This is a genomic window from Aestuariimicrobium sp. T2.26MG-19.2B, assembly GCF_950101875.1.
GTDB lineage: Bacteria > Actinomycetota > Actinomycetes > Propionibacteriales > Propionibacteriaceae > Aestuariimicrobium > Aestuariimicrobium kwangyangense.
This window is the reverse complement of sequence record NZ_CATNLW010000001.1, coordinates 248,147-270,257: the sequence shown is the minus strand read 5'-3', so window position 1 is coordinate 270,257 and position 22,111 is coordinate 248,147. Positions and strand designations below refer to the sequence as shown.

Annotated in this window: 22 protein-coding genes; 15 read left to right on the top strand and 7 right to left on the bottom strand. The window is 69.2% G+C overall.

Going from position 1 to position 22,111, the window contains the following annotated elements:
• Positions 1-46: 46 nt before the first annotated feature.
• Positions 47-850: a cytochrome bc1 complex diheme cytochrome c subunit gene (gene qcrC, locus QQZ11_RS01255; protein ID WP_022909684.1), complete on the bottom strand. Its 804-nt coding sequence runs from the start codon at positions 848-850 to the stop codon at positions 47-49.
• A gap of 67 nt (positions 851-917) precedes the next feature.
• On the bottom strand, positions 918-1,622 hold the full coding sequence (ctaE, locus tag QQZ11_RS01250; RefSeq protein WP_022909685.1) for an aa3-type cytochrome oxidase subunit III: 705 nt from the start codon (positions 1,620-1,622) through the stop codon (positions 918-920).
• Positions 1,623-1,789: 167 nt separating this feature from the next.
• On the opposite strand from ctaE, the gene QQZ11_RS01245 reads away from it, so the two are divergent.
• Genes QQZ11_RS01245 through trpD form a run of 5 tightly spaced genes read left to right on the top strand, consistent with a single transcriptional unit; the run spans position 1,790 to position 6,750 of the window.
• Entirely contained in the window at positions 1,790-3,067 is a 1,278-nt protein-coding gene (locus QQZ11_RS01245) for a YncE family protein (protein WP_284548243.1), read from the top strand.
• Positions 3,064-4,134 (top strand): hypothetical protein, encoded by a 1,071-nt coding sequence (locus QQZ11_RS01240; protein WP_284548242.1) that lies wholly within the window; start codon positions 3,064-3,066, stop codon positions 4,132-4,134. Before QQZ11_RS01245 ends, QQZ11_RS01240 begins: the two co-directional genes overlap by 4 nt.
• A gap of 52 nt (positions 4,135-4,186) precedes the next feature.
• The gene (locus QQZ11_RS01235; RefSeq protein WP_284548241.1) at positions 4,187-5,266 is read left to right on the top strand and encodes a cytochrome c oxidase assembly protein; all 1,080 of its coding nucleotides are present in this window, start codon (positions 4,187-4,189) and stop codon (positions 5,264-5,266) included.
• A gap of 12 nt (positions 5,267-5,278) precedes the next feature.
• Positions 5,279-5,704, top strand: a complete 426-nt coding sequence (locus QQZ11_RS01230) for a hypothetical protein (RefSeq protein WP_022909689.1) — start codon at positions 5,279-5,281, stop codon at positions 5,702-5,704.
• Positions 5,704-6,750, top strand: coding sequence for an anthranilate phosphoribosyltransferase (trpD, locus tag QQZ11_RS01225; RefSeq protein ID WP_284548239.1), 1,047 nt, complete (start codon positions 5,704-5,706; stop codon positions 6,748-6,750). The genes QQZ11_RS01230 and trpD overlap by 1 nt, the downstream gene beginning before the upstream one ends.
• A gap of 70 nt (positions 6,751-6,820) precedes the next feature.
• Here the strand turns inward: trpD and QQZ11_RS01220 are convergent, their stop codons facing one another.
• Positions 6,821-7,513, bottom strand: coding sequence for a prepilin peptidase (locus QQZ11_RS01220; protein ID WP_284548237.1), 693 nt, complete (start codon positions 7,511-7,513; stop codon positions 6,821-6,823).
• Positions 7,514-7,654: 141 nt separating this feature from the next.
• Here QQZ11_RS01220 and QQZ11_RS01215 point away from each other — a divergent pair, with 141 nt between their 5' ends.
• Positions 7,655-8,935 carry an O-acetylhomoserine aminocarboxypropyltransferase/cysteine synthase family protein gene (locus QQZ11_RS01215; protein ID WP_022909692.1) on the top strand — a complete coding sequence of 427 codons (1,281 nt, stop codon included), beginning with the start codon at positions 7,655-7,657 and terminating at the stop codon, positions 8,933-8,935.
• Positions 8,936-9,066: 131 nt separating this feature from the next.
• Here the strand turns inward: QQZ11_RS01215 and QQZ11_RS01210 are convergent, their stop codons facing one another.
• Positions 9,067-9,981, bottom strand: coding sequence for a sunset domain-containing protein (locus QQZ11_RS01210; protein ID WP_284548236.1), 915 nt, complete (start codon positions 9,979-9,981; stop codon positions 9,067-9,069).
• Positions 9,982-10,184: 203 nt separating this feature from the next.
• Between QQZ11_RS01210 and QQZ11_RS01205 the strand changes: the two genes are divergently transcribed.
• Positions 10,185-10,697: a peptidylprolyl isomerase gene (locus QQZ11_RS01205; RefSeq protein ID WP_284550121.1), complete on the top strand. Its 513-nt coding sequence runs from the start codon at positions 10,185-10,187 to the stop codon at positions 10,695-10,697.
• Positions 10,698-10,744: 47 nt separating this feature from the next.
• Positions 10,745-11,398, top strand: coding sequence for a rhomboid family intramembrane serine protease (locus QQZ11_RS01200; protein ID WP_022909695.1), 654 nt, complete (start codon positions 10,745-10,747; stop codon positions 11,396-11,398).
• A gap of 21 nt (positions 11,399-11,419) precedes the next feature.
• On the opposite strand, the gene QQZ11_RS01195 is transcribed toward QQZ11_RS01200, so the two are convergent.
• Both QQZ11_RS01195 and QQZ11_RS01190 read right to left on the bottom strand, forming a co-directional pair.
• Positions 11,420-11,698, bottom strand: coding sequence for an Lrp/AsnC family transcriptional regulator (locus QQZ11_RS01195; protein WP_022909696.1), 279 nt, complete (start codon positions 11,696-11,698; stop codon positions 11,420-11,422).
• Between the two features lie 9 nt (positions 11,699-11,707).
• A complete protein-coding gene (locus QQZ11_RS01190; protein ID WP_284548234.1) occupies positions 11,708-13,666 on the bottom strand; it encodes a DEDD exonuclease domain-containing protein in 1,959 nt (652 codons plus the stop codon).
• 207 nt (positions 13,667-13,873) lie between these two features.
• Between QQZ11_RS01190 and QQZ11_RS01185 the strand changes: the two genes are divergently transcribed.
• From QQZ11_RS01185 to QQZ11_RS01170, 4 genes are all read left to right on the top strand, one after another.
• Positions 13,874-14,017, top strand: coding sequence for a hypothetical protein (locus QQZ11_RS01185; RefSeq protein WP_284548233.1), 144 nt, complete (start codon positions 13,874-13,876; stop codon positions 14,015-14,017).
• Positions 14,018-14,117: 100 nt separating this feature from the next.
• Positions 14,118-15,224, top strand: coding sequence for a C40 family peptidase (locus QQZ11_RS01180; RefSeq protein WP_284548232.1), 1,107 nt, complete (start codon positions 14,118-14,120; stop codon positions 15,222-15,224).
• Positions 15,225-15,355: 131 nt separating this feature from the next.
• On the top strand, positions 15,356-17,653 hold the full coding sequence (locus QQZ11_RS01175) for a glycoside hydrolase family 3 N-terminal domain-containing protein (protein ID WP_284548231.1): 2,298 nt from the start codon (positions 15,356-15,358) through the stop codon (positions 17,651-17,653).
• A gap of 29 nt (positions 17,654-17,682) precedes the next feature.
• A complete protein-coding gene (locus QQZ11_RS01170; RefSeq protein ID WP_022909701.1) occupies positions 17,683-18,741 on the top strand; it encodes an ROK family glucokinase in 1,059 nt (352 codons plus the stop codon).
• Positions 18,742-18,748: 7 nt separating this feature from the next.
• On the opposite strand, the gene QQZ11_RS01165 is transcribed toward QQZ11_RS01170, so the two are convergent.
• Positions 18,749-19,171, bottom strand: a complete 423-nt coding sequence (locus QQZ11_RS01165; protein ID WP_284548230.1) for a hypothetical protein — start codon at positions 19,169-19,171, stop codon at positions 18,749-18,751.
• 148 nt (positions 19,172-19,319) lie between these two features.
• Here QQZ11_RS01165 and QQZ11_RS01160 point away from each other — a divergent pair, with 148 nt between their 5' ends.
• From QQZ11_RS01160 to QQZ11_RS01150, 3 genes are read left to right on the top strand one after another with little or no spacing between them, the layout of a single operon-like run.
• Positions 19,320-20,066 carry a lysophospholipid acyltransferase family protein gene (locus QQZ11_RS01160; RefSeq protein ID WP_284548229.1) on the top strand — a complete coding sequence of 249 codons (747 nt, stop codon included), beginning with the start codon at positions 19,320-19,322 and terminating at the stop codon, positions 20,064-20,066.
• Between the two features lie 14 nt (positions 20,067-20,080).
• Positions 20,081-20,896 carry a lysophospholipid acyltransferase family protein gene (locus QQZ11_RS01155; protein WP_284548228.1) on the top strand — a complete coding sequence of 272 codons (816 nt, stop codon included), beginning with the start codon at positions 20,081-20,083 and terminating at the stop codon, positions 20,894-20,896.
• Entirely contained in the window at positions 20,896-22,080 is a 1,185-nt protein-coding gene (locus QQZ11_RS01150; protein WP_284548227.1) for an ATP-binding protein, read from the top strand. The genes QQZ11_RS01155 and QQZ11_RS01150 overlap by 1 nt, the downstream gene beginning before the upstream one ends.
• Positions 22,081-22,111: the final 31 nt, after the last annotated feature.

Sequence of the window (22,111 nt, the reverse complement as noted above, 5' to 3'; positions counted from 1 at the left end):
CCGTTGTCACCCGAATGGGGGAGGGGAGTGAGTCCGTTGTGCTCGCTCATCGTGCTCGAGCTCCCTTCTTGGCCAACCACAGGGCCACTGTCACGCAACCACCCAGACCGATGATCCAGCCCCAGAAACCCTCACCCACGGGGCCCAGGCCTCCCAGGGTCAGGCCGCCGTTGTCCTCCTGCGCGTGCAGGGTGTTGAGGTAGCCGATGATCTCCTTGACGTCCTGGTCCTTCAGGGTGCCCTTGGCGAAGACGGGCATCTGCTGCGGACCGGTGCGGAGCGCCTCGTAGATGTGCTTGTCGGAGGTCTTGGTGAGCGGGGGTGCGTACTTGCCGTTCGGAAGTGCGCCGCCGGTGCCCTCGAAGTTGTGGCAGGCGGAGCAGTTGGTCTTGAACAGTTCGCCACCGCGGGCGAGCTCCTCGGCGCTGAGGCCCTCGCCGGAGTACTGGTCGGCGGACGGGATGGCCGGGCCCTCGCCGAGCGTGGCGACGTAGGCGGCGATCGCCGAGATCTCCTCATCGGTGTACAGGGTCCGCTTGGCGGGCGCCTGCGCCTCGGGACGAGCCATCGGCATGCGGCCGGTGCCCATCTGGAAGTCGACCGAGGCCGCCCCGACACCGCGCAGGGTCGGCGCCTCGGTGGTGCCCTCACCGTTCATGCCATGGCAGGAGGAACAGGTCTGCTGGAACAACTCCTTGCCGCGCGCCACCTGCTCGGCCGAGGCCGTCTCGGCGCGTGACTGAGTGGCGGGGGAGACGAGCGAGTACAACGCACCCATCAGGAACAGCGCCAGCACGATGGCCAGCGGCTTGGCGGCCTTGTGTCGGCGTCGCTTGGACAGAAATCCCACGATGTGTCCTTACCTCTCGACTGGGTGGTTGCGTCGACCGGTGTCCGGGTCGACGGGGTTGGTTGGGTCAGCGCAGCACGTAGATGACCGTGAACAGGATGATCCAGACCACGTCGACGAAGTGCCAGTAGTACGAGACGACCATCGCCGTGACGGCCTGCTCGCGGGTGAAGGTGCGCGCCATGTAGGTGCGCCCGAGGCAGAAGAGGAAGGCGATCAGGCCGCCGAGGACGTGGAGACCGTGGAACCCGGTGGCGAGGAAGAAGGCCGAGAAGTACACGTTGGCCGAGATGGTGTGTCCCTCGCTGATCAGCGTGGCGTACTCGGTCACCTGCCCGGCGATGAAGATCGACCCCATTACGAAGGTGAGGATGTACCACTCACGCATGCCCCACTTGGCCAGGTTGAAAGCCCCACCGGAGCGCTTCACCTTGCCGTGCTCGGCAGCGTGGACCCCGATCTGGCAGGTCACCGACGAGAGCACCAGCACCAGGGTGTTGACCGCCGCGTACGGGAAGTCGAGGTGGTGGGACTGGGTCTGCCACAGGGTCGCCTGGCCCGCCGGGGCCAGACCGGTGGTCGTCTCGCGAATCATGAAGTACGCGGCGAACAGCGCAGCGAAGAACATCAGTTCACTGGCCAGCCAGATCCAGGTGCCCAGGGGCACCGTCTCCGGTCGTCCGACGGGCTTGTTCAGGCGAGCGGGAGCGATCGGGTGCACGGCCCCGTGCGGGATCGCCAAGGCGCTCGGGTTCTGCTGCGTAGTGGCCACGGGCTCATTATGGCCGGAAATGAGGGATTGGTCATGTTTCGTCGGCCGGAGTGGACGTGGCAGCCGCCGTCAGGCTTCGTGGACCAGGCCCCGGCGGGTTGGGGTCGGCTCCTACGCTTCGGGTGGCGGTTCCTCCGCACCGCTGATCCACCTGAAGGGCAGGGCACATGCGAAATCCGAGCGCAGCGGCACTCGTGGTGATGGGACTGATGATCACGGCGGCGTGTGGCACGTCGACCGCGACCGAGGACCCCGCCCCGTCGACGTCCGGACGAGTCACGACTGCCGCCCCGGCGTCCGGTTCGGCTCGGCCCGCCTCGAGTGCCTCGGCGTCCTCGTCCGGCCCCTCGGCCGACGCCCAGGACCCCTTCGCGGACCCGCTGCCGGGGATGCCCCCAGTGGTCGGCCGCGATGTCTACTCCCGCACCCGCGCAGGAATGCTCTCGCCGGCCGTGGCCCAGGACCCGGCGATGTTGTACGTGCCCGATGCCAAGGGCAGCACCGTCACCGTGATCAGCCAGACCACCCGCAAGGTGGTGGAGGTGCTCAAGGTGGGCTACCTGAGCCAGCACGTCGTCCCCTCCTACGACCTCAGCCGGTTGCTGGTGAACTCCTCGCAGGCCAATCGGTTGACCTCGATCGACCCGGTCACCACCCACAAGGTGAAGGACCTGCCGGTGCCGCGGCCCTACAACCTGTACTTCACCCCCGACGGAAGGTCGGCGGTGGTGATGGTCGAGGAGCACAACACGATCGAGTTCGCCGACCCGCAGACCTTCAAGCCGACCACCCGCATCCAGGACCCCACCTGCAAGGGACCGAACCATGCCGACTTCTCGGCCAACGGTCGCTTCTTCGTGGTCACCTGCGAGTTCTCGGGTGAACTGCTGAAGATCTCGACGAGCGAGCACCGCATCGTTGACCGGATGAAGCTCGATCCCACCGCCTCGGCCCGGGACGCCGCACCCTCCGACATGGGCATGTCGATGCCCCAGGACGTACGACTGTCGCCCGATGGTCGAACCTTCTACGTCGCCGACATGGGGACCAATGAGCTGCGCCTGATCGATGCGCTGACCTTCCGGCAGGTGAGGACGATCGGCATGCCCAAGCACCCCCACGGCCTCTACCCCTCGCGTGACGGGAAGCTCCTCTACATCTCCGACCGGGGCGCCGGGAAGGTGAGTGTGCTCGACTTCGCCACCCACGCCATCGTCGGCACCTGGACGATCCCCGGGGGCGGCAGCCCCGACATGGGCGGGGTCTCCGCCGACGGCAGGACGTTGTGGCTGTCGGGTCGCTATGACGGGGTGGTGTACGGCTTCGACACCGCCACCGGCACCCTCGTCGCCCGGATCAAGTCCGGGTACGTGAACCCGCACGGTCTCTGCGTCTGGCCACAGCCCGGTCGTTACTCCTTGGGCCACACCGGGAACATGCGGTGAGGCAAGCCCTGCCCCAACTGCGCCCCCGAGCGGTGGGCGTCCTCACCGTGGTGACGCTGGCGCTCGCCTCGAGCCTGATGGCGGCTTGTTCCACCTCGGGGCCGTCAGGGCCGGGCACCAGCGCTCGCCCGCCCGTGAAGAAGACGACGACCGGTCGTCCCAGCGCCCGGACGACCAGCTCCGCCGGTCCCCACAGCCGGGAGCCCACCCGCTCGGGCCACACGGTGAGGGCAGCAACCCTGGGCTGGCGGCTGCCGTACCCCATCTCACGGACCGCCCTGATCAGTTCAGGGGCCACCGTCACCCTCGCCGGCGGCATGCCACCCGACAACAGTTCCTCGGACCTGGTCGTGGCCGTCGACCTCCGGACCGGGTCCACCACCCCGCGACCCCGGCTGGCCGTGAAGGTGCACGACGCTGCCGGGGGCAACGGTCCCGGTGCTCCGACCGTCTACGGCGGGGGCAACAGCAGCGAGCAGAGATCTGTCCAACGCCTCGAGGGGTCGGCGTGGCGAGTGGTCGCACCCCTGTCGGGTACCCGCTCCGACCTGACCACGGTGCCGACGCCGGGCGGCGACCTCGTGATCGGCGGCTATGACGGAACCCGCGCGGTCACCGACGTGTTGCTGTCGGGGCCTTCGGGTCTGCACATGCTGGGCCACCTCGTGCGGCCGGTGCGCTACGCAGGTGGTGCCCTGATCGGCCAGACCGCCTACGTCGTGGGCGGTGAGGTCGACGGGCACGAACTGTCCGTGATCCAGTGCGTCGACGTGGCCACCGGGGTCGCGCGCATCTGCGGTCACCTGCCCCGAGCCCTGGGCCACAGCCAGGTGATGGCCTCGGGGGATTCGCTGTTGATCGCCGGCGGACGGCTCGCGCCCCACACGCTCACCGACCAGATGTGGTGGTGGAACCCGGGTACCGGACGCTTCGTCGACGCCGGAACCCTGCCGACGCCGCTGGCCGACGCCTCGGTGACCGTCTGGAATGGCGCCGGCTACCTGCTGGGCGGCGAGAGTCCGCAGGTCACCGATGCGGTCGTCAGGGTCCCGTTGGGCTCAGCGTGACCCGCTCGGGCACCAGAGGACGAGGCTGGTTCGCGGTGGGACAATGAGGGCCATGCCCCCCTTCCTGGCGCTCCTGCCCCTGCACACCGACCCGGGGGAGGCCATCGCCCCGCTCGCGGGTTGGCGCTACGCGACTGCCTGGACGTGGAACTGGCCGGGGGGCGTCCTCATCGTCCTCGCGCTCACCCTCTACGTGGCCGGTGTGGTGCGACTGCGCCGACGGGGCGACCACTGGCCGGTGTTCCGCACGCTCTCGTGGCTGGTGGCCATGGCGCTGCTCGCCTTCGCGACGATGGGCTTCCTCGGGGTCTACGACACCGTGCTGTTCTGGGTGCACATGGTGCAGCACATGATCCTGACGATGTTCGCAGGCGTGAACATTGCCCAGGCCGCACCGGTCACGCTGGCCCTGCGCGCTCTGCCCACTCGCCCGCGCAGGTGGCTGGTGGCAGTGCTCCACTCCTGGGTGGCGAAGGTGCTGCTGTTCCCGCCGTTGAACACCCTGGCCATGGTGGGGTATCCCTTCGCCCTCTACATGACCGGTCTCTACGAGATCACGCTGCGCCACGACTGGGCCCATGACCTGCTGCACACCTGGATGGTGTGGATCGGGGTCGCCTTCTTCGTGCCGATCCTCGGTGTCGACCCGCTGCCGAACAAGCTCCCGCACCCGCTGCGGCTGTTGCTGGTGATGCTGCAGATGCCTGGACACGCCTTCATCGGTGTGACCATCATGGGGGCGACCCGACTGCTGGCCGGGGACTGGTACCTGTCCTTCCACCGCGACTGGGGAGTCAGCCCCCTGCGTGACCAGAACTGGGCCGGCGGCATCCTGTGGGCGACGGGAGACTTCACCATGGTCACGGTGATGTCGGCGCTGGCCATCAGTTGGTACCGCGACTCCCAACGTGAGGCGGCTCGGGTCGACCGAGCGCTTGACCGTCAGGAGGCGCGCGAGGCCACCCTGGCCGGTGGTGCCCCCGGGTCCTCCAGGGCGGACGAGAGCACACCGTCGAGTGGCGGGCCCGGTGGTGAGCGGTACGATGCAGCCGAGGGCGTCTCGTCCGATGCAACGGCCATCAACGACACGACCCCCACGAACCCCCAGCCGAGCAGCCCCGCTGCGCACTGAACAGGACGATGGATGTCAACTGAGGCGACGCCCGACACGCTCAAGGTTCTGGTCTACTCCGACGACCGGACCATCCGCGACCAGATCCGACTGGCCCTGGGCCGGCGCCTCGGTGCGGACCTGCCCGACCTCGAGATCTTCGACACCGCCACGCCCGACGCCACCGTCCGCGCCGTCGACCAGAACGCGTACGACCTGCTGATCTTCGACGGTGAAGCTGTTCCCCACGGCGGCATGGGCCTGGCCTACCAACTCAAGGACGAGGTGCCCAACTGCCCTCCGGTGCTGGTGCTGGTGCAGCGGGTGGCTGACGCCTGGTTGGCGACCTGGTCGAAGGCCGACGCCATCCAGGCCCTGCCCGTCGACCCGATCCGGCTGCCGCAGGCCGCCGCCGACCTTGTGCGCCGCCATCGGGCGGGCCTCGAGGTCACCCACTGATGGGCATTGCCCACACCTGGCCGGACGTGCTGACCTCCCTGGTCAGTGGTCAGGACCTGGACCTGCCGGCAGCGCGCTGGGCGATGGACCAGGTGTTGTCGGGTGACTCCACGCCGGTGCAGATCGCCGGATTCGCCGTCGCGCTGCGCAGCAAGGGCGAGACCATCGACGAGGTCTCAGGGCTGGCCGACGCCATGCTGTCGCGCGCAGCCCAGATCGATCTCGACCGTGAGGCCGTCGACGTCGTCGGCTCCGGCGGCGACCGCGCCAACACCGTCAATGTCTCGACCATGGCCGCGATGGTTGCTGCCGCGGCCGGCGCGAGGGTGGTCAAGCACGGGAACCGAGCAGCGAGCTCACAGTGCGGCACCGCTGACTGCCTCGAAGCCCTGGGCGTCTGCCTGGACGTGCCCGTCGAGGCACACGCCGGCATCCTGGCCGAGTTGGGCATCACCTTCCTGTTCGCGGCGAAGTTCCACCAGGCGCTGCGATACGCGGCCTCGGCGCGCAAGGAGCTGGGGATCCAGACCACCTTCAACTTCCTGGGCCCGCTGGCCAACCCGGCGCGACCCCTCGCCCAGGCCGTGGGCGTGGCGCACGAACGGATGGCACCCCTGATGGCGGGAGTGCTCGCCGGCCGCGGCGGTCGGGGACTCGTGTTCCACGGCGGTGACGGCCTCGACGAGCTCACCACCACCACCGACTCACAGGTGTGGCTCTTCCGCGACGGTCGCATCGTCGAGAGCGCCCTCGACCCCGTCGAGCTCGGACTGCAGCCAGCGCACAGCCAGGACCTGGTGGGCGGCCCGCCGCAGCACAACGCGCAAGTCGTCCGAGACCTGTTCGCCGGCACCACCGGGCCCGTGCGCGACATCGTGGTGCTGAACGCGGCGGCTGCGCTGCTCGCCTTCCACGGCCCCGATCTCGATGCCCCGCTGGTGGACCAGTTGCGGGTGCGGCTCGACGAGGCCAGCGCCGCCATCGACTCCGGAGCCTGCTCGCGACTGTTGGACCGATGGGTCGAACTGAGTCAGGCCACCGTCTGATTCCCTGCTGAGTGGCAGTCAGGCCGGGTCGGATCCGCTCGGGCCCGATGTGTTCAGCTCAGGTGACTGCTCAGGTCAGGGCGAGGGCGACCCAGGGGCCCACCCACAGCGCCGGTCCGTAGGGGAAGGCCGAGCCCAACCCGGAGGGGTGGCGACGCCGCCACAACGAGACCAGCAACCCGTGCACCGCGCCCAGCGCCGTGCCCGCCAGGAGCGCCCCGAACCAACCCGACCAACCCAACAGGCCGGCCAGCGCGCCCAGCGGCACCGCCAGACGCACGTCCCCGAACCCGAACGCACCGGTGATGCGCCACACCAACCAGAAGAAGGCGGTCGCCAGCGCCGCTCCCGCCACCACGGTCAGCACTCTTCCCGGGGCTGGGTCGCGGACGAGCACCGCCGCCACCCCCACCACGGTCATCCCGGCCGCCCACCAGTGGAGCCGCACCGGAAGATAGGTCGTCGCGAGGTCGACCGTGACCAGCACCAGCCCCGCCGAGCCCCAGGCCAACCACGGCCAAGGTTCGGCGAGGGTGCTGGCCCACGCTCCGAGCAGCGCAGCGACCAGCAGTGTCGACACCACCCAGCCCCGCCGGCGAGCGACGCTGGCGTAGCTCGGCTTCGTCCAGGCCGGGGACTGCGGAAGGTGGGGCAGCTCGTCGACCTCGTCGGGTTCGGGGAGTCGCGAGACCGCCCACCACGCCACCAGGGCGATGCCTGAGCAGCTGAGGGCTCCAGCCGCTGCAGTCCATGCCCCGTTCACGCCCTGAACCCTAGGGCCGTGCGGGGGTCACAGCCGCAACGGGGTGTCCCTGTGAGGGGACGATTTTCGTCGTCCGCGAACCTGCGGGCCGATTTCGTGGGCGCCTGCCCAACTGACGCGCGGGTGGGCTGCAATGTGGTCATGAACCCACGCCCCGAAACCCTCGCCGTGCACGCCGGCCAGGAGCAGGCCGACCCGGCCACGAACGCCCGTGCCGTGCCGATCTACCAGACCACCAGCTACGTGTTCGACTCGACCGAGCACGCGGCCGACCTGTTCGCCCTGCGCGCCTCCGGCAACATCTACACCCGCATCATGAACCCGACCCAGAACGTCTTCGAGGAGAGGGTCAATGCCCTTGAGGGCGGCGTCGGGGCCCTGGCGACGGCATCGGGGGCGGCCGCGGTCACCTACGCCGTGCTCACGCTGGCCGGCGCGGGCGACAACATCGTGGCCCTGTCCACCCTCTATGGCGGCACGTACGCACTGTTCGCGCACACCCTGCCGCAGTTCGGCATCGAGACCCGGTTCGTCGACCCCGCCAAGCCCGAGGACTTGGCGGCGCACGTCGACGACCGCACCAAGCTGGTGTTCGGCGAGACCGTCGGCAACCCCAACCTCAACGTGGTCGACCTCGATGCGTGGGCCGAGGCGGCACACGCTGCCGGACTGCCCTTCGTGGTCGACAACACCGTCCCGACGCCCATCCTGACGCGCGCCTTCGACCACGGCGTCGACATCGTCGTGCACGCCGCCACCAAGTACATGGGCGGCCACGGCACCAGCATGGGCGGCATCATCGTCGACTCGGGCAAGTTCGACTGGGCGGCCCACTCCGAACGCTTCCCCTCACTCACCGGACCCGACGGCGCGTACCACGGCGTCGTCTGGACGGAAGCGGCAGGTCCTGCGGCCTTCATCATCCGCGCCCGCACCGTGCTGCTGCGCAACACCGGGGCGGCCATCGCCCCCCTGAACGCCTGGCTGATGCTGCAGGGGCTCGAGACCCTGCACCTGAGGATGGAACGGCACTCGTCCAACGCCCTCGCCGTTGCCGAGTACCTGTCGCAGCACCCGGCGGTCGCCTGGGTCACCTATCCGGGTCTGCCCGGCGACCCGTCCCATGAGGTGGCCAAGCGCATCCTCGACGGCGGTTTCGGTGGTCTGGTGGCGTTCGGTCTCAAGGGCGGACGAGAGGCCGGCGCTGCCTTCATCGAGGGTCTCAAGCTGTTCAGTCACCTGGCGAACATCGGCGACGCGAAGTCCTTGGCCATCCACAACGCCACCACCACCCACTCCCAACTGACCGAGGAGGAGTTGGTGGCGGCAGGTGTCCGCCCCGAGATGGTGCGATTGTCGATCGGCATCGAACACGTGGACGACATCATCGCCGATCTCGCCCAGGCGCTCCCGACCGCCTGACCGGGCCCGTCCTGCCCAGGGGTCGACCCCAAACGCGAGACGACCCACACACGAGACGACCCAAACACGAGACGACAAGGGCCGGTTCCCACGCGGGGAACCGGCCCTTGCCGTCGGTGTCGAGCTGCGGGTCAGCGCTGGGCGCGGGTGAACCCGGCCTTCTCGGCCGCCTCCTCGTTGGCGAACCAGACATCGGCGATCGTCCGGTCGTAGCCACCCGAGTCGGGCAGGTGGAACTTCATCGAGCGCTCATTGCCCTTGATGGTGAAGCCCTCGGGTGGGTTCTCCCCCACGTACGAGCCCTCACCGTAGGACGGAGCCTCGGCGGTAGCCTCCGAGGCAACATCGGAGTCCGGCGAGAAGGCTGCATCAGCATCCTCGAAGGCTGTGTTCGCGGCTTCGTCCTCGGTCAGGTCAGAGGCAGAGAACGTCTGCACCGGCTCCTCCTCGCTGGCCCGGGCACCAGGGGTGTAGGCGGCGGAGGGCTCATGTGCCGTCCAACCCGAGTCCTTCGAGGTGAGGAACTGGCGCACGGCGACGGCAGCGCCGGCCAACAGGGCAGTGGCTGCGACCAGGCCGGCGATCGTCTTGCCGACCTTGCGCTTCTTCTTGGGATGCACCACCTCTGCCAGGCTCGCCTCCCCCTTGGCCGCGGCCAGAGCGGCGGCGCCTCGCTTGCTGGCCTCCTGCACCGCGGGGTGCTTCTCGGCCTCGTGCAAGAGCGCGACCAGCTTGGGCACCAGGTCTTCCTGGACCCGGCTCCGGGCCTGATCGGTGTAGGGGGAGACCTGCTTGAGCACGGAGTCGGCGTGCGGTGCCAGCGACTCCTTCGCCTTGGTGGCGGCTTCTGCCGCGTGGCCCGCGGCGGACTTGGCAGCCGTCAACGCGACAGGCCCGTACTTCTCCGCGGACTCTGCGGCCAGCTCCTGTGCGGTGTGCACATAGGGGGCCAAGAAGGCGACGGCGGCATCGATCGCGTCGTGCGCGCGCTCGGTCGGCGTGGGCACCTCGATGACGATCTTGTTCTTCTTCTTCTTGAGTGACAAGGGAGTTCCTCCGTTGTGTGGGTACGTGGCGTGATCGCCAGGTCAGCTCGTGGTCGAGCATCGTCCACGCTAGCGCGACAAGGAGCAACGCTTCCCAAGGCGGGAAGAGTTCTCAGGGGGGACTCCGGGTCAACGGTGACGGTGTGGACGACCCGATAGGCTCGGGACGATCGTTCCGGACCATCCATCCCAACCCGAGGAGAATCGTGGCGACTGCCATCCTGCACACCAACCACGGCGACATCAGCATCGACCTGTTCGAAGACCAGGCGCCCCAGACGGTGAAGAACTTCGTCGGACTCGCCACCGGCACCCAGGAGTACGCCGACCCGAAGACGGGCCAGCCCACCACCGGCAACTTCTACGACGGACTGACCTTCCACCGCGTGATTGACGGTTTCATGATCCAGGGAGGGTGCCCGCTGGGCACCGGCACCGGCGGCCCCGGCTACAAGTTCGGCGACGAGATCCACCCCGAGCTGTCGTTCGATCGTCCGTACCTGCTGGCCATGGCCAACGCCGGACCCGGCACCAACGGGTCGCAGTTCTTCATCACCGTTGTTCCCACCCCGCACCTCAACCGTCGCCACACCATCTTCGGCGAGGTCACCGATGAGGAGTCCAAGGCCGTGGTCGACAAGATCGCCCACGTGCGCACCGGATCCCAGGACCGCCCCGTCGAGCCCGTCGTGATCTCATCGGTCGAGGTCAACTGACCTCGTCCTCAGCCAGACGACCCCACCAGCACCCCGACGGAGCACACGTGAGCCACCAGCGCCAAGACTTCAGATTCTCGACGGCACCCGCTGAGAACCGGGTCACCCTGGCGCTGGTCGGCGCAGTGGTGCTGGTGGCGGTCGCCTGTTCCTTCACCCCCCTCGCCCAGTACCTCGTGGTCGGGAGCCATCCTGCCCTCGCGTGGGAGTTCTGGCGCCCGGTGCTGTACGCGTTCACCTCGTCCGGTCTGATCCAGGCCGCCATCAACGGGGTGATCCTGTACCTGATGGGCCGTGGCCTGGAGAACGAGTTGGGCGGCGCCCATCTCGCCGGCGCCTTCGTGCTCTGCGGATTGGGCGGCGCCACGGCGATGACGGTGCTCGGCCCCCCGGTGGCTCTGGACGGGGCGATCTGCGGGGTGTTCGGCATCGTGGCCGGCTACGCGGTGCTGAAGTACCGCGCCCAGCACGACATTCGTGCCGACATCATCCTGCTCACCCTGATGGTCGTCTACTCGATCGTGGTCGGGTCGCAGAACTGGATCGGTGAGCTGGGTGGTATCGCCGTCGGCGTGGGTCTGGGTGCCCTGTTCGCCTATTCGCCCTGGTCGAAGCGCGCATCCCGACTCAAGCTCGGTGCGATCGGTGTTGCGCTGCTGTGTCTGGCGCTGATGGGCGCCACCTGGGCGCTCGGCGCCTGAGCCCAGGGGCTGCGGATCGAGTCAGCTACCGCCGAGGGAGAATGCGGCCTCGAGGTCGTGCTGGGAGAACGAGCGGAACGCAATGTGCGTCTCGGTGTCGATCACGCCCGGCACCTTGTTCAGACGGTCGGCGATCGTGGTCGCCACCTCGTCGTGTGAACGAACCCGCACGATGGCGATCAGGTCGATCTGCCCCGTGACCGAGTACACCTCGGTCACCCCCTTGATCTCGGCGATCTGCTGGGCCACCTCCGGGATGCGGGAGGTCTCGGCGTGGACGAACACGATGGCGGTGATCATGCCGCGATCCTATGCCGAATCGTCGACGACGACCGAGGGCCGGGCGGGCTGACCTCCGACCCCCGCCCAGCCCAGATCCCGGTCACTCCAGCCGGTGGCCAGGTCGTCCGGGTCGATCAGGGCGAGGTGCTCGGCCCCGACGGCTGCCACCCTCGCCAACTCGCCCTCACCGAGGCCGATGCCGACGGGCCAGGCCCACTCGCCCTCGATCTCGATCAGCCGTACGCCCGGTTGTTCCATCCAGGCTGCAACCCGTTCGGCCTCCTCGACACTGGCGGCCGGCAACCACGCTGGTCCGTCGGGAACCGACTCCGCCATGGAGACAGCGTCCCGGGCCACCTGCTGTGGCACCCCTCCGATCGGGCAGTGGGCCGAGCCGACCAGTCGTCCACGACGGAGCACCTGCACCTCCCACCCGGTCTCGATCCGGCGGGCCGCCACGATCTGTGAGCACCGCGCAAGCGATGACAACCGATGCCAGCGCCGCGTCGTCGACGTGTAGGTGGTCAGCCTGCGGGTGAGCTCCTGGGCCTCCTCGAAACGCTGCTGCCGGGCCAACCGGTCGAGCTTCGAGCCGACGGCCCGCACCACCGGACGAACGTCGGCGTCGAGGGCGTGGGTGAGCGCCTCGACGACGGCCGAGTACTGGTCGACCCCCTCGCCGAGTTGGCACGGGGCCGGGCATCGCCCCATCTCGCCCAGCGCGCAAGCCGGACTGGGTCTGCGGGACGAGAGACGAGTGGTGCACTGACGGATGGGGAACGCGTCGTACAGGGCCAGACAACCGTCCTGGGCGGCCTGTGAGGATCCGAAGGGACCCCAGTACCGGGCTCCGTCGTCGGTCACCTGACGTACCACCGACAATCTGGGGAAGGCCTCCTGGGTGACCTTGACCCAGTACGTGCGGTGCTGACGTTTTGAGCGGCGGTTGTACCGGGGGGCGTGGGCAGCGATCATGCGCAGCTCCCGCACCTCGGCCTCGAGTTCGGTGGAACAGACGACGTGGTCGACCCCGTCGGCGACCCTGACCATCTCTTCGATCCGGCCCCTCTTCTCCGACGCCGTGAAGTAGCTGCGGACCCGGGTTCTCAGGCTCCGCGACTTGCCGACGTACAGCACCTCCCGCCGGGCGCCACCCTGACCATCGGGCAGGTCGGCCCAGAACCAGTAGACGCCCGGGGAGTCGGGCAGACCCTGGGCCAGTGCTCGCTTGGCGCGGCGCTGGGGCGAGACGCGGTGGGTGAACTCGGTCAGGTCCTCCAGCGTGCTCACCCCCAGATTGCCCACCCGGGCCAGGAGGCCGTGGAGCACCTCGACGGTGGCGCGGGCATCGGACAGGGCCCGGTGGTTCGGCTGGGTGGTGGTGCGGAAGAAGGCCGCCAATGTCGCGAGCTTGCAGTTGGGCACCTCGTCCTTGAGCAGGCTCTGCCGGGCCAGGGCCACGGTGTCGACGACCAGGAAACCGGGCCACGGATGGTCGTGCAGCTTCGCGGCCCGTTTCAGGAAGCCGACGTCGAAGCCCGCGTTGTGGGCCACCAGCACCGAGCCGGCTGCGAACTCGAGGAAGCTCGGCAGCACCTCGGGGAGCCGGGGGGCACCGGCGACCATCTGGTTCGTGATCCCCGTCAGCACGGCGATCAGGGGCGGGATGGCCGTGGCCGGGTTCACCAAGGTCTGGTACTCGGCGAGCACCTCACCACCGCGGACCTTGACGGCTCCGATCTCGGTGATGGTGTCGCCCTCGCCGCCCCCGGTCGTCTCGAGGTCGACGACCACGAAGGTGACAGCCGCCAGCGGCGTGCCGAGGTCCTCGAAGCTGGGTTGCCCGAAGCCCTGCTGCCCGAGGCCCGGTGGTGCGGCCGGCGACGGCTGGGTCAGCGGGGTGACCTCGGGCCTCGTCCGCGGCTCGTGCTCGCGGTAGGCGGCCCAACCCCGGGATGCACGAGTGGGGGAGCGGTCCGGTGACATGGCCGACACGCTAGGGCGGGGTTCGGACAAATTCGGGGAGGACGTGCTCCCGGCAGATTTGTCAGGGGCCCATGTTCGGATGCGGGCATGGATTCCTTGATTGTTGACTGCTCCACCTGTCAGGTACGCGGCGTCGGCTGCTCGGACTGCGTCATCAGTGTGCTTCTCGAACCATTCGACCCACAGGCCGCGTCGGAACCACAGGCCGTGTTCGACACCGATGAGCAGGCAGCAGTCGCCGCCCTGGTGGAGTCGGGTCTGGTCCCCCCGCTGAGGTTGGTGACCCCCGACCGCGGCTCGGACGGGGCCGGCGAGAGCCCGGGACCACATCGGCGGGCAGCCGGGTGGTGATCCGGCCAGTCGAGTGGCGCGCCTCCTGAAGGTCGGTTAAGATTTTCTCAGGCAAGTCGGTGGAGTGGCTCCATCCGGCGTGGAAGGCAGAATCGTGTCGATGGAGAACGTGTGGCGTCGAGCCTCGCTCGCCGGTGTGGGTGTCGGTCTGACGGTTGCGGCCCTCGTCGTCCCCATGTCGCTGTCCGCCCATGCCGATCCCGACGCAGTCAAGACGGCGCAGCAGAAGCTCGAGCAGATCGAGTCGCAGGGTGCCCAGATGGCCGAGCAGTACTCCACCCTCGACGGTCGCCTGAAGCAGACCTCCGGCAGGGTTGCGACGCTCAATGCCGACCTCGTCGAGCAGAAGGCCAAGGTTTCCGCCCAGGTCGGTTCCATGGGTCAGCTGGCGCTGCTGCAGTACCAGGCCAACGGCATCGACCTCACCACCCGCCTGCTCGCGAGCCCCGATGACACGGCGTTCATCCGCAACTTGGCCACGGTGCAGAGCGTCACCACCCTGACCAACGACCGGGTGCAGGCCTACCAGGCCCAGCAGGCCAAGCTCCAGACCACCCAGCAGCAACTCATCGCGGCCAAGCAGCAACTGGTCGACGACAAGGCTGAGCAGGCCTCGCTCATCAAGCAGCAACAGCAGCGCGAGCAGCAGGCCCGCGAGGTGGTGGCCAAGCTGACCGCCCAGGAGCAGCAGCGCCTGGCCGCCGAACGCAAGGCCAAGGCCGAGGCCGAGGCACGGCGAGTGGCCCACCAGCAGGTCGCCACCGCGACCACGCGGTCAACGACCTCGCGTTCCACCACCTCGCGCTCCACGACCCGGGACCAGCCCCCGGCCGTCACCGTCCCCGCAGGCAGCTCGCGTGGCCAAGTGGCGGCGAACTTCGCGCTGTCGAAGGTGGGCGGCCCCTACGTCTACGGCGGAACCGGTCCCACGGGCTATGACTGCTCCGGGCTCACCGGGGGCGCGTGGGCGGCGGCGGGGGTCTCCCTGCCGCGCACCTCACAGGGCCAGTGGGGGGTCGGGGTGCCCGTGAGCGTCTCCCAGTTGCAGCCCGGCGACCTCGTCTTCTACTACTCCGGTATCTCCCACGTGGGCATCTACATCGGTGGCGGCAAGATCGTCGACGCCGCCAACCCCCGTAGTGGCATCCGGGTCACCACGGTGACCGGCAACTACATGCCCTACATGGGTGCCCGCCGAGTCGGGTGAGCAATCCTCTCCCATCCACTGGCGGAGAAAACTGAATAGGCGTTAAGCTTCTCGGGTGCGGGCACCGTGGCCCGCCCCGGAGCCGTCCACCACAGGGGAGCGGCCACCGTGCTGATCTCCGAGGAGACGCCATGACCGACCTGCCCTACCGTGACCCCTCGCTGAGTGTCGAGGCACGAGTCGAAGACCTGCTGGCACGCCTGACCGTCGAGGAGAAGGCCGGGCAACTCACCCAGTACTTCTACTTCGGGGCCTTCGAGGAGACCGCCAACGCTGCCCAGTCCGAGCAGCTCGAGACCGACGCTGACGCGATGCCCCTCGATGCCAGCCTCTTCTCCCAGCAACCCACACTCGTCGAGCAGGCATTGTCGGTGGGTGGCGCCGGTTCCCTCTTGTTCGTCAAGGATGCGGCCAACGCCAATCGGCTGCAGCGGATGGCCATCGACGGCAACCGCCACGGGATCCCCGTCATCTTCGGTTTCGACGTCATCCACGGCTTCCGCACCATCATGCCGGTGCCGATCGCGGTGGCAGCTTCCTGGGACCCCGAGGTCGCCGAGGCGGGCCAGTCCGTCGCGGCCCGTGAGGCGAGCGCCGTGGGCATCCGCTGGACCTTCGCCCCGATGCTCGACATTGCGCGCGACCCGCGCTGGGGCCGCATCGTGGAGGGCGCCGGCGAGGACCCGGTGCTCGGCGCGGCCATGGCCGCTGCCCAGGTGCGCGGCTTCCAGGGCGACCTCGGTCCCGAGCGGATCGTGGCCGGGCCCAAACACTTCGCCGGGTACGGAGCCGCCCGTGGCGGCCGTGACTACGACGACTCCGACATCTCGGACTCCGAACTGCGCAACGTCTACCTGCCGCCGTTCAAGGCCGCGGTCGAGGCAGGTGCTGGCAACATCATGTCGGCCTACATGGACCTCAACGGCACCCCCGCGGTCTCGAACTCCTGGCTCCTGACCGAGGTGCTGCGCGACGAGTGGGGCTTCGCCGGATTCGTGGTCTCCGACGCGAACGGCGTCCGTTCGCAGGAGACCCAGCACCACGTGCCCGACCTGACGGAGGCGGCTGTCCGCGCCCTGAATGCTGGCAACGACATGGAGATGTGCATGTTCGACCCGGCGTTCGGCCGCATCCCCGAGGCGGTCGAGGCCGGCCGGATCAGTGTGCAGACCTTGGACGAGTCCGTCCGGCGCGTGCTGCGGCTCAAGTTCGAACTGGGACTCTTCGAGAACCCCTATGTCGACGAGGATGCGGTGACCGCCACCCTCGACTCCGTGGCCCACCGAGAGGTCGCCCGCAGTGCCGCCGAGCGATCGGCGGTGCTGCTGAAGAACGACGACGCGGCGCTGCCGTTGTCGGCCGACGGGTTGTCGTCCATTGCCGTGATCGGCCAACTGGCCGACTCGGCCCGTGACACCGTGGGGCCGTGGGTCTTCGACCAGGACAACGACGAGACGGTCACGATCCTGGCGGGTGTCCGCGCCCTGGTGGGGGAGGGAGTGAGGGTCGAGCACGCCAACGGTGCCAGCATCCCGAACCGGCTCATCCCGTCGATGTTCGAGCGGATGGACAAGGTTCGCGCCAACACCCCCGAGGGCTACGACGACGACGCCGAGATCGAGCGGGCCGTCTCGCTGGCGGCGTCGGCCGATGTGGCGATCGTGGTGGTGGGCCAACGCCAGAACCAGATCGGCGAGGCTGCCTCGACCTCGACCCTCGAGCTGGCCGGTCGCCAGACCGAACAGCTGCGACGCATCGCCGAGACCGGAACCCGACTGGTCGTCGTCTCGATGTCGGGTCGCCCCCTCGACCTGCGGGGCGTGCTCGAGGTCGCGCCGGCCGTGCTGCACGTGTGGTACCCCGGCACCCGGGGCGGTGAGGCCGTCGCCAACCTGCTGTTCGGACGAGTCTCCCCGGCCGGACGGCTGCCGTTCACGTGGCCACGCCACGTCGGGCAGGTGCCGATGGTGCTGAGCCACTACCGAACCTTCCAGCCCGAGTCCCAGGCGGCCCGGTACTGGGACGACGAGTCCACCCCCTTGTTCGGGTTCGGCCACGGGCTCAGCTATGCCTCCTTCGAGTACTCCGACCTCAGGGTCGAGCCCGCCAGCATCGCGGTGGGACAGTCCGCGAGGGTGAGCGTCGAGGTCACCAACACCTCCGATGTGGACGCCGACGAGGTCGTCCAGTTGTACATCCACCAGCGCTACGGCACCTCGACCCGCCCCATCCGGGAACTCAAGGGCTTCGAACGGGTGGCGATCCCTGCCGGGACCAGCACCACCGTCAGCTTCGACCTCGGCCCGGACCAGTTGCGTTACTGGTCGGGTGCGACCCGCGACTGGGTGCAGGATGCGACCACGATCGAGGTGCACGTCGGTGGCAGTTCCCGGACGGCGCTGGAGGGCGAACTCACGGTCACGGCGTGAGCACCGTCGGCCTCGGCTAGGCTCACTGCGTGCTCACGATCGGCATCGACATCGGTGGAACCAAGGTGGCGGCCGGTGTGGTCACCCCCGAAGGTGAGGTGCTGCGGCGCCTGCAGCGTCCCACGCCCTCGCGCAGCCCGGAGGCCGTCGAGGACGCGATCTGCGAGATCGTCAGTGACCTCAGCCGAGAGTTCCGCGTCGCCGCGGTCGGCATCGGCGCAGCCGGATGGGTCGACACCGACCAGGCCATCGTCCGTTTCTCGCCCCACCTCGCGTGGCGCAACGAACCCTTGCGCGACCGGATCGCCTCTCGCGTCCAGGTGCCGGTGCTGGTCGACAACGACGCCAACGCCGCCGCCTGGGCCGAGTACCGTTTCGGGGCTGGCCGGTCGGCGCGTGTCATGGTCTGCCTCACCCTGGGCACCGGCATCGGTGGGGCCATGGTCATGAACGGACGTCTCTTCCGCGGCCGCTACGGGATGGCGGGGGAGTTCGGCCACATGAGTGTCGTGCCCGATGGGCACTGGTGCCCCTGTGGCAACCGGGGATGCTGGGAGCAGTACTCCTCGGGCAACGCGCTCGTGCGCGATGCGCGGGCCCTGATCGAGGCCGGGTCCCCCCAGGCCGAGGGCCTGCTCGACCACGTCGAGGGGGGAGACCCGGCCCTGCTGACAGGTCCCGACGTCACCGAGGCAGCGATGGCCGGGCACCCGATGGCCGTCGAACTGATCGGTGACGTCGGCACCTGGCTCGGGCGTGGGCTGGCCAACCTCGCAGCCGCTGTCGACCCCGACCTGTTCGTGATCGGTGGCGGCGTCAGTGCGGCAGGCGACCTCCTGGTGGCGCCCGCCCGGGCCGCCTTCGAACGAACCCTGACCGGGCGTGGATATCGTCCGGTGGCCCAGGTCGCGCTGGCCCACTTCCGCAATGACGCCGGGCTGGTGGGAGCGGCCGACCTGGCCCGCCACTCGATCATCGAACCCCCCGGCCCCGCCCGTGGCTTCTGGCCACGGCGGCGCGGTCGTCCACGTTCCTCGCGGTTGCAGTTGCGCATCCGTGAACTGATGGAGCCACCCCGTCGCGGATGACCTCGCGTCAGAGGACGGCGCCCGATCCGTCATCGGGATCGCGGGGTGGGCGCCGCATGGCCCGCACGAGGAGCCAGACCAGGCCGCCACCGGCGGCTGCGGGTGCCAGCCAGACCAGGTTGGCGGGCAGGTTCACGACGAAGCCAGCCAGCAGGAGGCCGACCAGACCAGCGGCGGACAGGATCACCGCGATCCGCACGTCCGCGGGCAGGGGTGCCGGTGCGCTGACCCTGCGGTAGTCGACATCGTCGTTCCCCGGCTCGTCCTCGACCGGCTCATACCTCACCGGGTCATGGCTTTCCGGATCCTGACCAACTGGCCCACTCCGGTCGGGCGCCCGGGGCGCGTCCTTGGGTTCGCGCCATGCCTGTTCACCGAACTCCGTCGTGACGAGTTCGGCGAATCGCCGGTCGACGTCGTCGGGATCCACGCCTCCACCGTAGGTCGCTCCGGGACCGGATTCGAGGGCCGACGACCGATTTCGCCTCCCTCGCCGGCAGGCATGGGTGTCGTAGGGTGTCGGGAGGGCTCGCACGCAGGCAGCGGCGAGTGGTGGCGGGGAAGGGTGTTGTCAGGTCGTGTGGTACTGGTTCCTGAAATGGACGATCTTCCGTCCGGTCTGCGTCGTGGCGTTCCGGCCGTGGATCAAGGGGGACGAGAACATCCCCGAGGGCGGGGCGATCCTTGCCGGCAACCATCTCTCCGCGGGTGACACCTTCCTGCTGCCCGCGCTCATCCATCGTCGCCTGACCTTCCCGGCCAAGGCCGAACTGTTCGCCGGTGACCGGGGCGTCCGCTCCAAGGTGGTGGCATGGTTCCTGAAGGCCGTCGGGCAGGTGCCGATGGATCGGTCAGGCGGTCGCGCCTCCGCCACTGGTCTGGGCCCGGTGACGCAGACCCTCAAGGACGGCGGACTCGTGGGCATCTTTCCCGAGGGCACCCGATCCGGCGACGGAAGACTGTACAAGGGGCGCACCGGCGTGGCCCGGCTGGCCCTCGACGGCGGGGTGCCGGTGCTCCCGGTCGGCTTCGTGAACACCGCCTTCACCCGAGGGCTGTTCGGCATCCCGGTGATGCGCCGTCCCGGTGTGATCATCGGCAAGCCCCTGGACTTCAGTGCCTTCGAGGGCCGGCAGGACGAACTGAAGGTGCTGCGCCACGTGACCGACGAGGTGATGGCCGCCATCCAGGAACTCACCGGTCAGGAGTACGCCGACGTCTACGGCACCCGGGTGAAGTTCGGCGACCTCAAGGACGCCGACCTCACCCCCCACTTGAAGAGCCGGCCGGGGGACGACCGGCCCACCCCCACCCCACCTGCCTGAGCCGAGGACGCCGCATGCCCCCCCGCCGCCCCACCTCCCTTCCCGCCGTCATGCGGATCGCCCGTCGTGCCGTTCACCGGACGCTCACCGTGGTCGGCGCCCCCGCAGTCAGCGAGTTCCGCGACCTGCAGGTCGAAGGGCTCGACAACGTCCCGGCCCATGGGTCGGCCCTGATCGCGTGCAACCACCGCTCGGCCCTCGATGCGGCCACGGTCCAGGCGGTGCTGGATCGCCCGGCGACGGTGGTCCTCCTGCAGGGGTTGTGGCCTTCGGCCGAGGGGGACGAGACCCTCCGCGTCCAGCACCGGGTCGCGGCCGGTGACCTGCTGCTCTGCTTCCCCGAGGTGCACCCGAGCCCCGACGGCCTCGTCCACCGTGGGCACATCGGTCTCGGCGCCCTGGTGCTCGACCATGACCTGCCCGTGATTCCCGCTGCGGTGGTCAACCATGGACGCTCCGTCAGGTTCGGTGCCCCGCTCGACTTCTCCCGGCACCAGGGACTGCCGCTGGCTCGCACCCTGGCTCGTTCGGTGACCGACGAGGTGATGGAACACATCGTCGAGCTCTCCGACCAGGGCTACAGCGATGCCACCGCAGCCGGTGCCAGGCAGCAGGCCCGACGTGAACGCCGCGAGCAGATCGCGGGCCGCCGGATCGCGGCAGCCGCTCGCAGACGAGCCGTCAAGGTGGCCGAGGTCACCCGCCGTGAGCAGCGCCACCTGGAGCGGTCCGACCTGGCCCGCCGCGCCGAGGAGGCCGAGATCGTCGCCCGCAGGCAGGCGGAGGAGGCGGCACGCCGCGACCGGCAACAGTTCGGTGAGGGGCGCTGATGGCGTGGCCGATCGCCAGACAACTCGCTCCCGAGCGGCATCTGCTGCGCCCGACCTTCACGGTGCTCAACACCACCCGACTGCTGCTTGCCGTTCACGCAGTGGTGTTCAACGTGATGCGCTCGGACGCGATCAGACATCCCTGGCTGGTCGGTGGGGTGGGGCTGGTGATGCTGGGCTGGACCGGGATCACGTGGTGGACCAGCAGCCGCGAGTCCGAACCGCGGGGGTGGTTCAACTGCCTCGACCTCGCCGTCACGGTGGGACTCGTGCTGTCGTCGGAGCTGTTGTTGGGGCCCACCACCTACGAACGGGGCTACGTCCCCGTGACCGTCGACTGGCATGTCGCCGCACCTTTGGCCATCGCCGTCTCCCGCGGACCCCGGTGGGGACTCGCCTCGGCGGCACTGGTGGGTGCCTCGACCCTGGCCCTGGCACCCTCGTGGGAGCCCCGGGCCTGGTCGGGAGGGTTCGCCGTCTGCATCATCGTCTGGGGCGTGGGTCAACTGGTCGAACTGGTGCGTGCGGCCATCCGTGAGCGTGACGCCACCGTGGCCCGGTCGACCGCCCTCGCCGAGCGTGACCGGGTGGCGCGCATCGTGCACGACGGTGCCCTGCAGGTGTTGTCAATGGTGGAGCGTGAGGGTCCGGCTCTCGGCCCCACCGGGCAACGCCTGTCACGGATGGCGCGCAACCAGGAGACCAGGCTGCGTGCGATCCTGCAGGACCGCACGGTCGACATCGTCGATGGCGACGAACCTGCCATGGTCGACCTGGTCGCACTGCTCGACGCGCAGTCCTCGGACCGGGTGACGGTGTCGACGATGGCGGGGCAGGTGATGATGCCCCGAGGGCGGGCCAGCGAGTTGATGGCAGCGGTCAGTCAGGCCCTCTACAACGCCCAGCGTCACGCCGGGGCCGACGCCCACGTCTGGGTGCTGGTCGAGGAACTCGAGGGCCGGGTGACGATCTCGGTGCGCGACAACGGCGTGGGGATGACTCCCGATGCCATCGCCACGGCTCTGGCATCAGACAGGATGGGCATGCGCGCCTCCATCAGGGGACGACTGGTCGACCTCGGCGGAACGGCAACCCTGCGCTCGGAACCCGGTCGTGGCGTGGAATGGGAGCTGTCGGCCCCCTTGGGTGACCCTGCCACCAGCGACATCGACTCGAGGAAGTGACCCGTGCACCAGCCAGCCAGCGGCCGCCGCG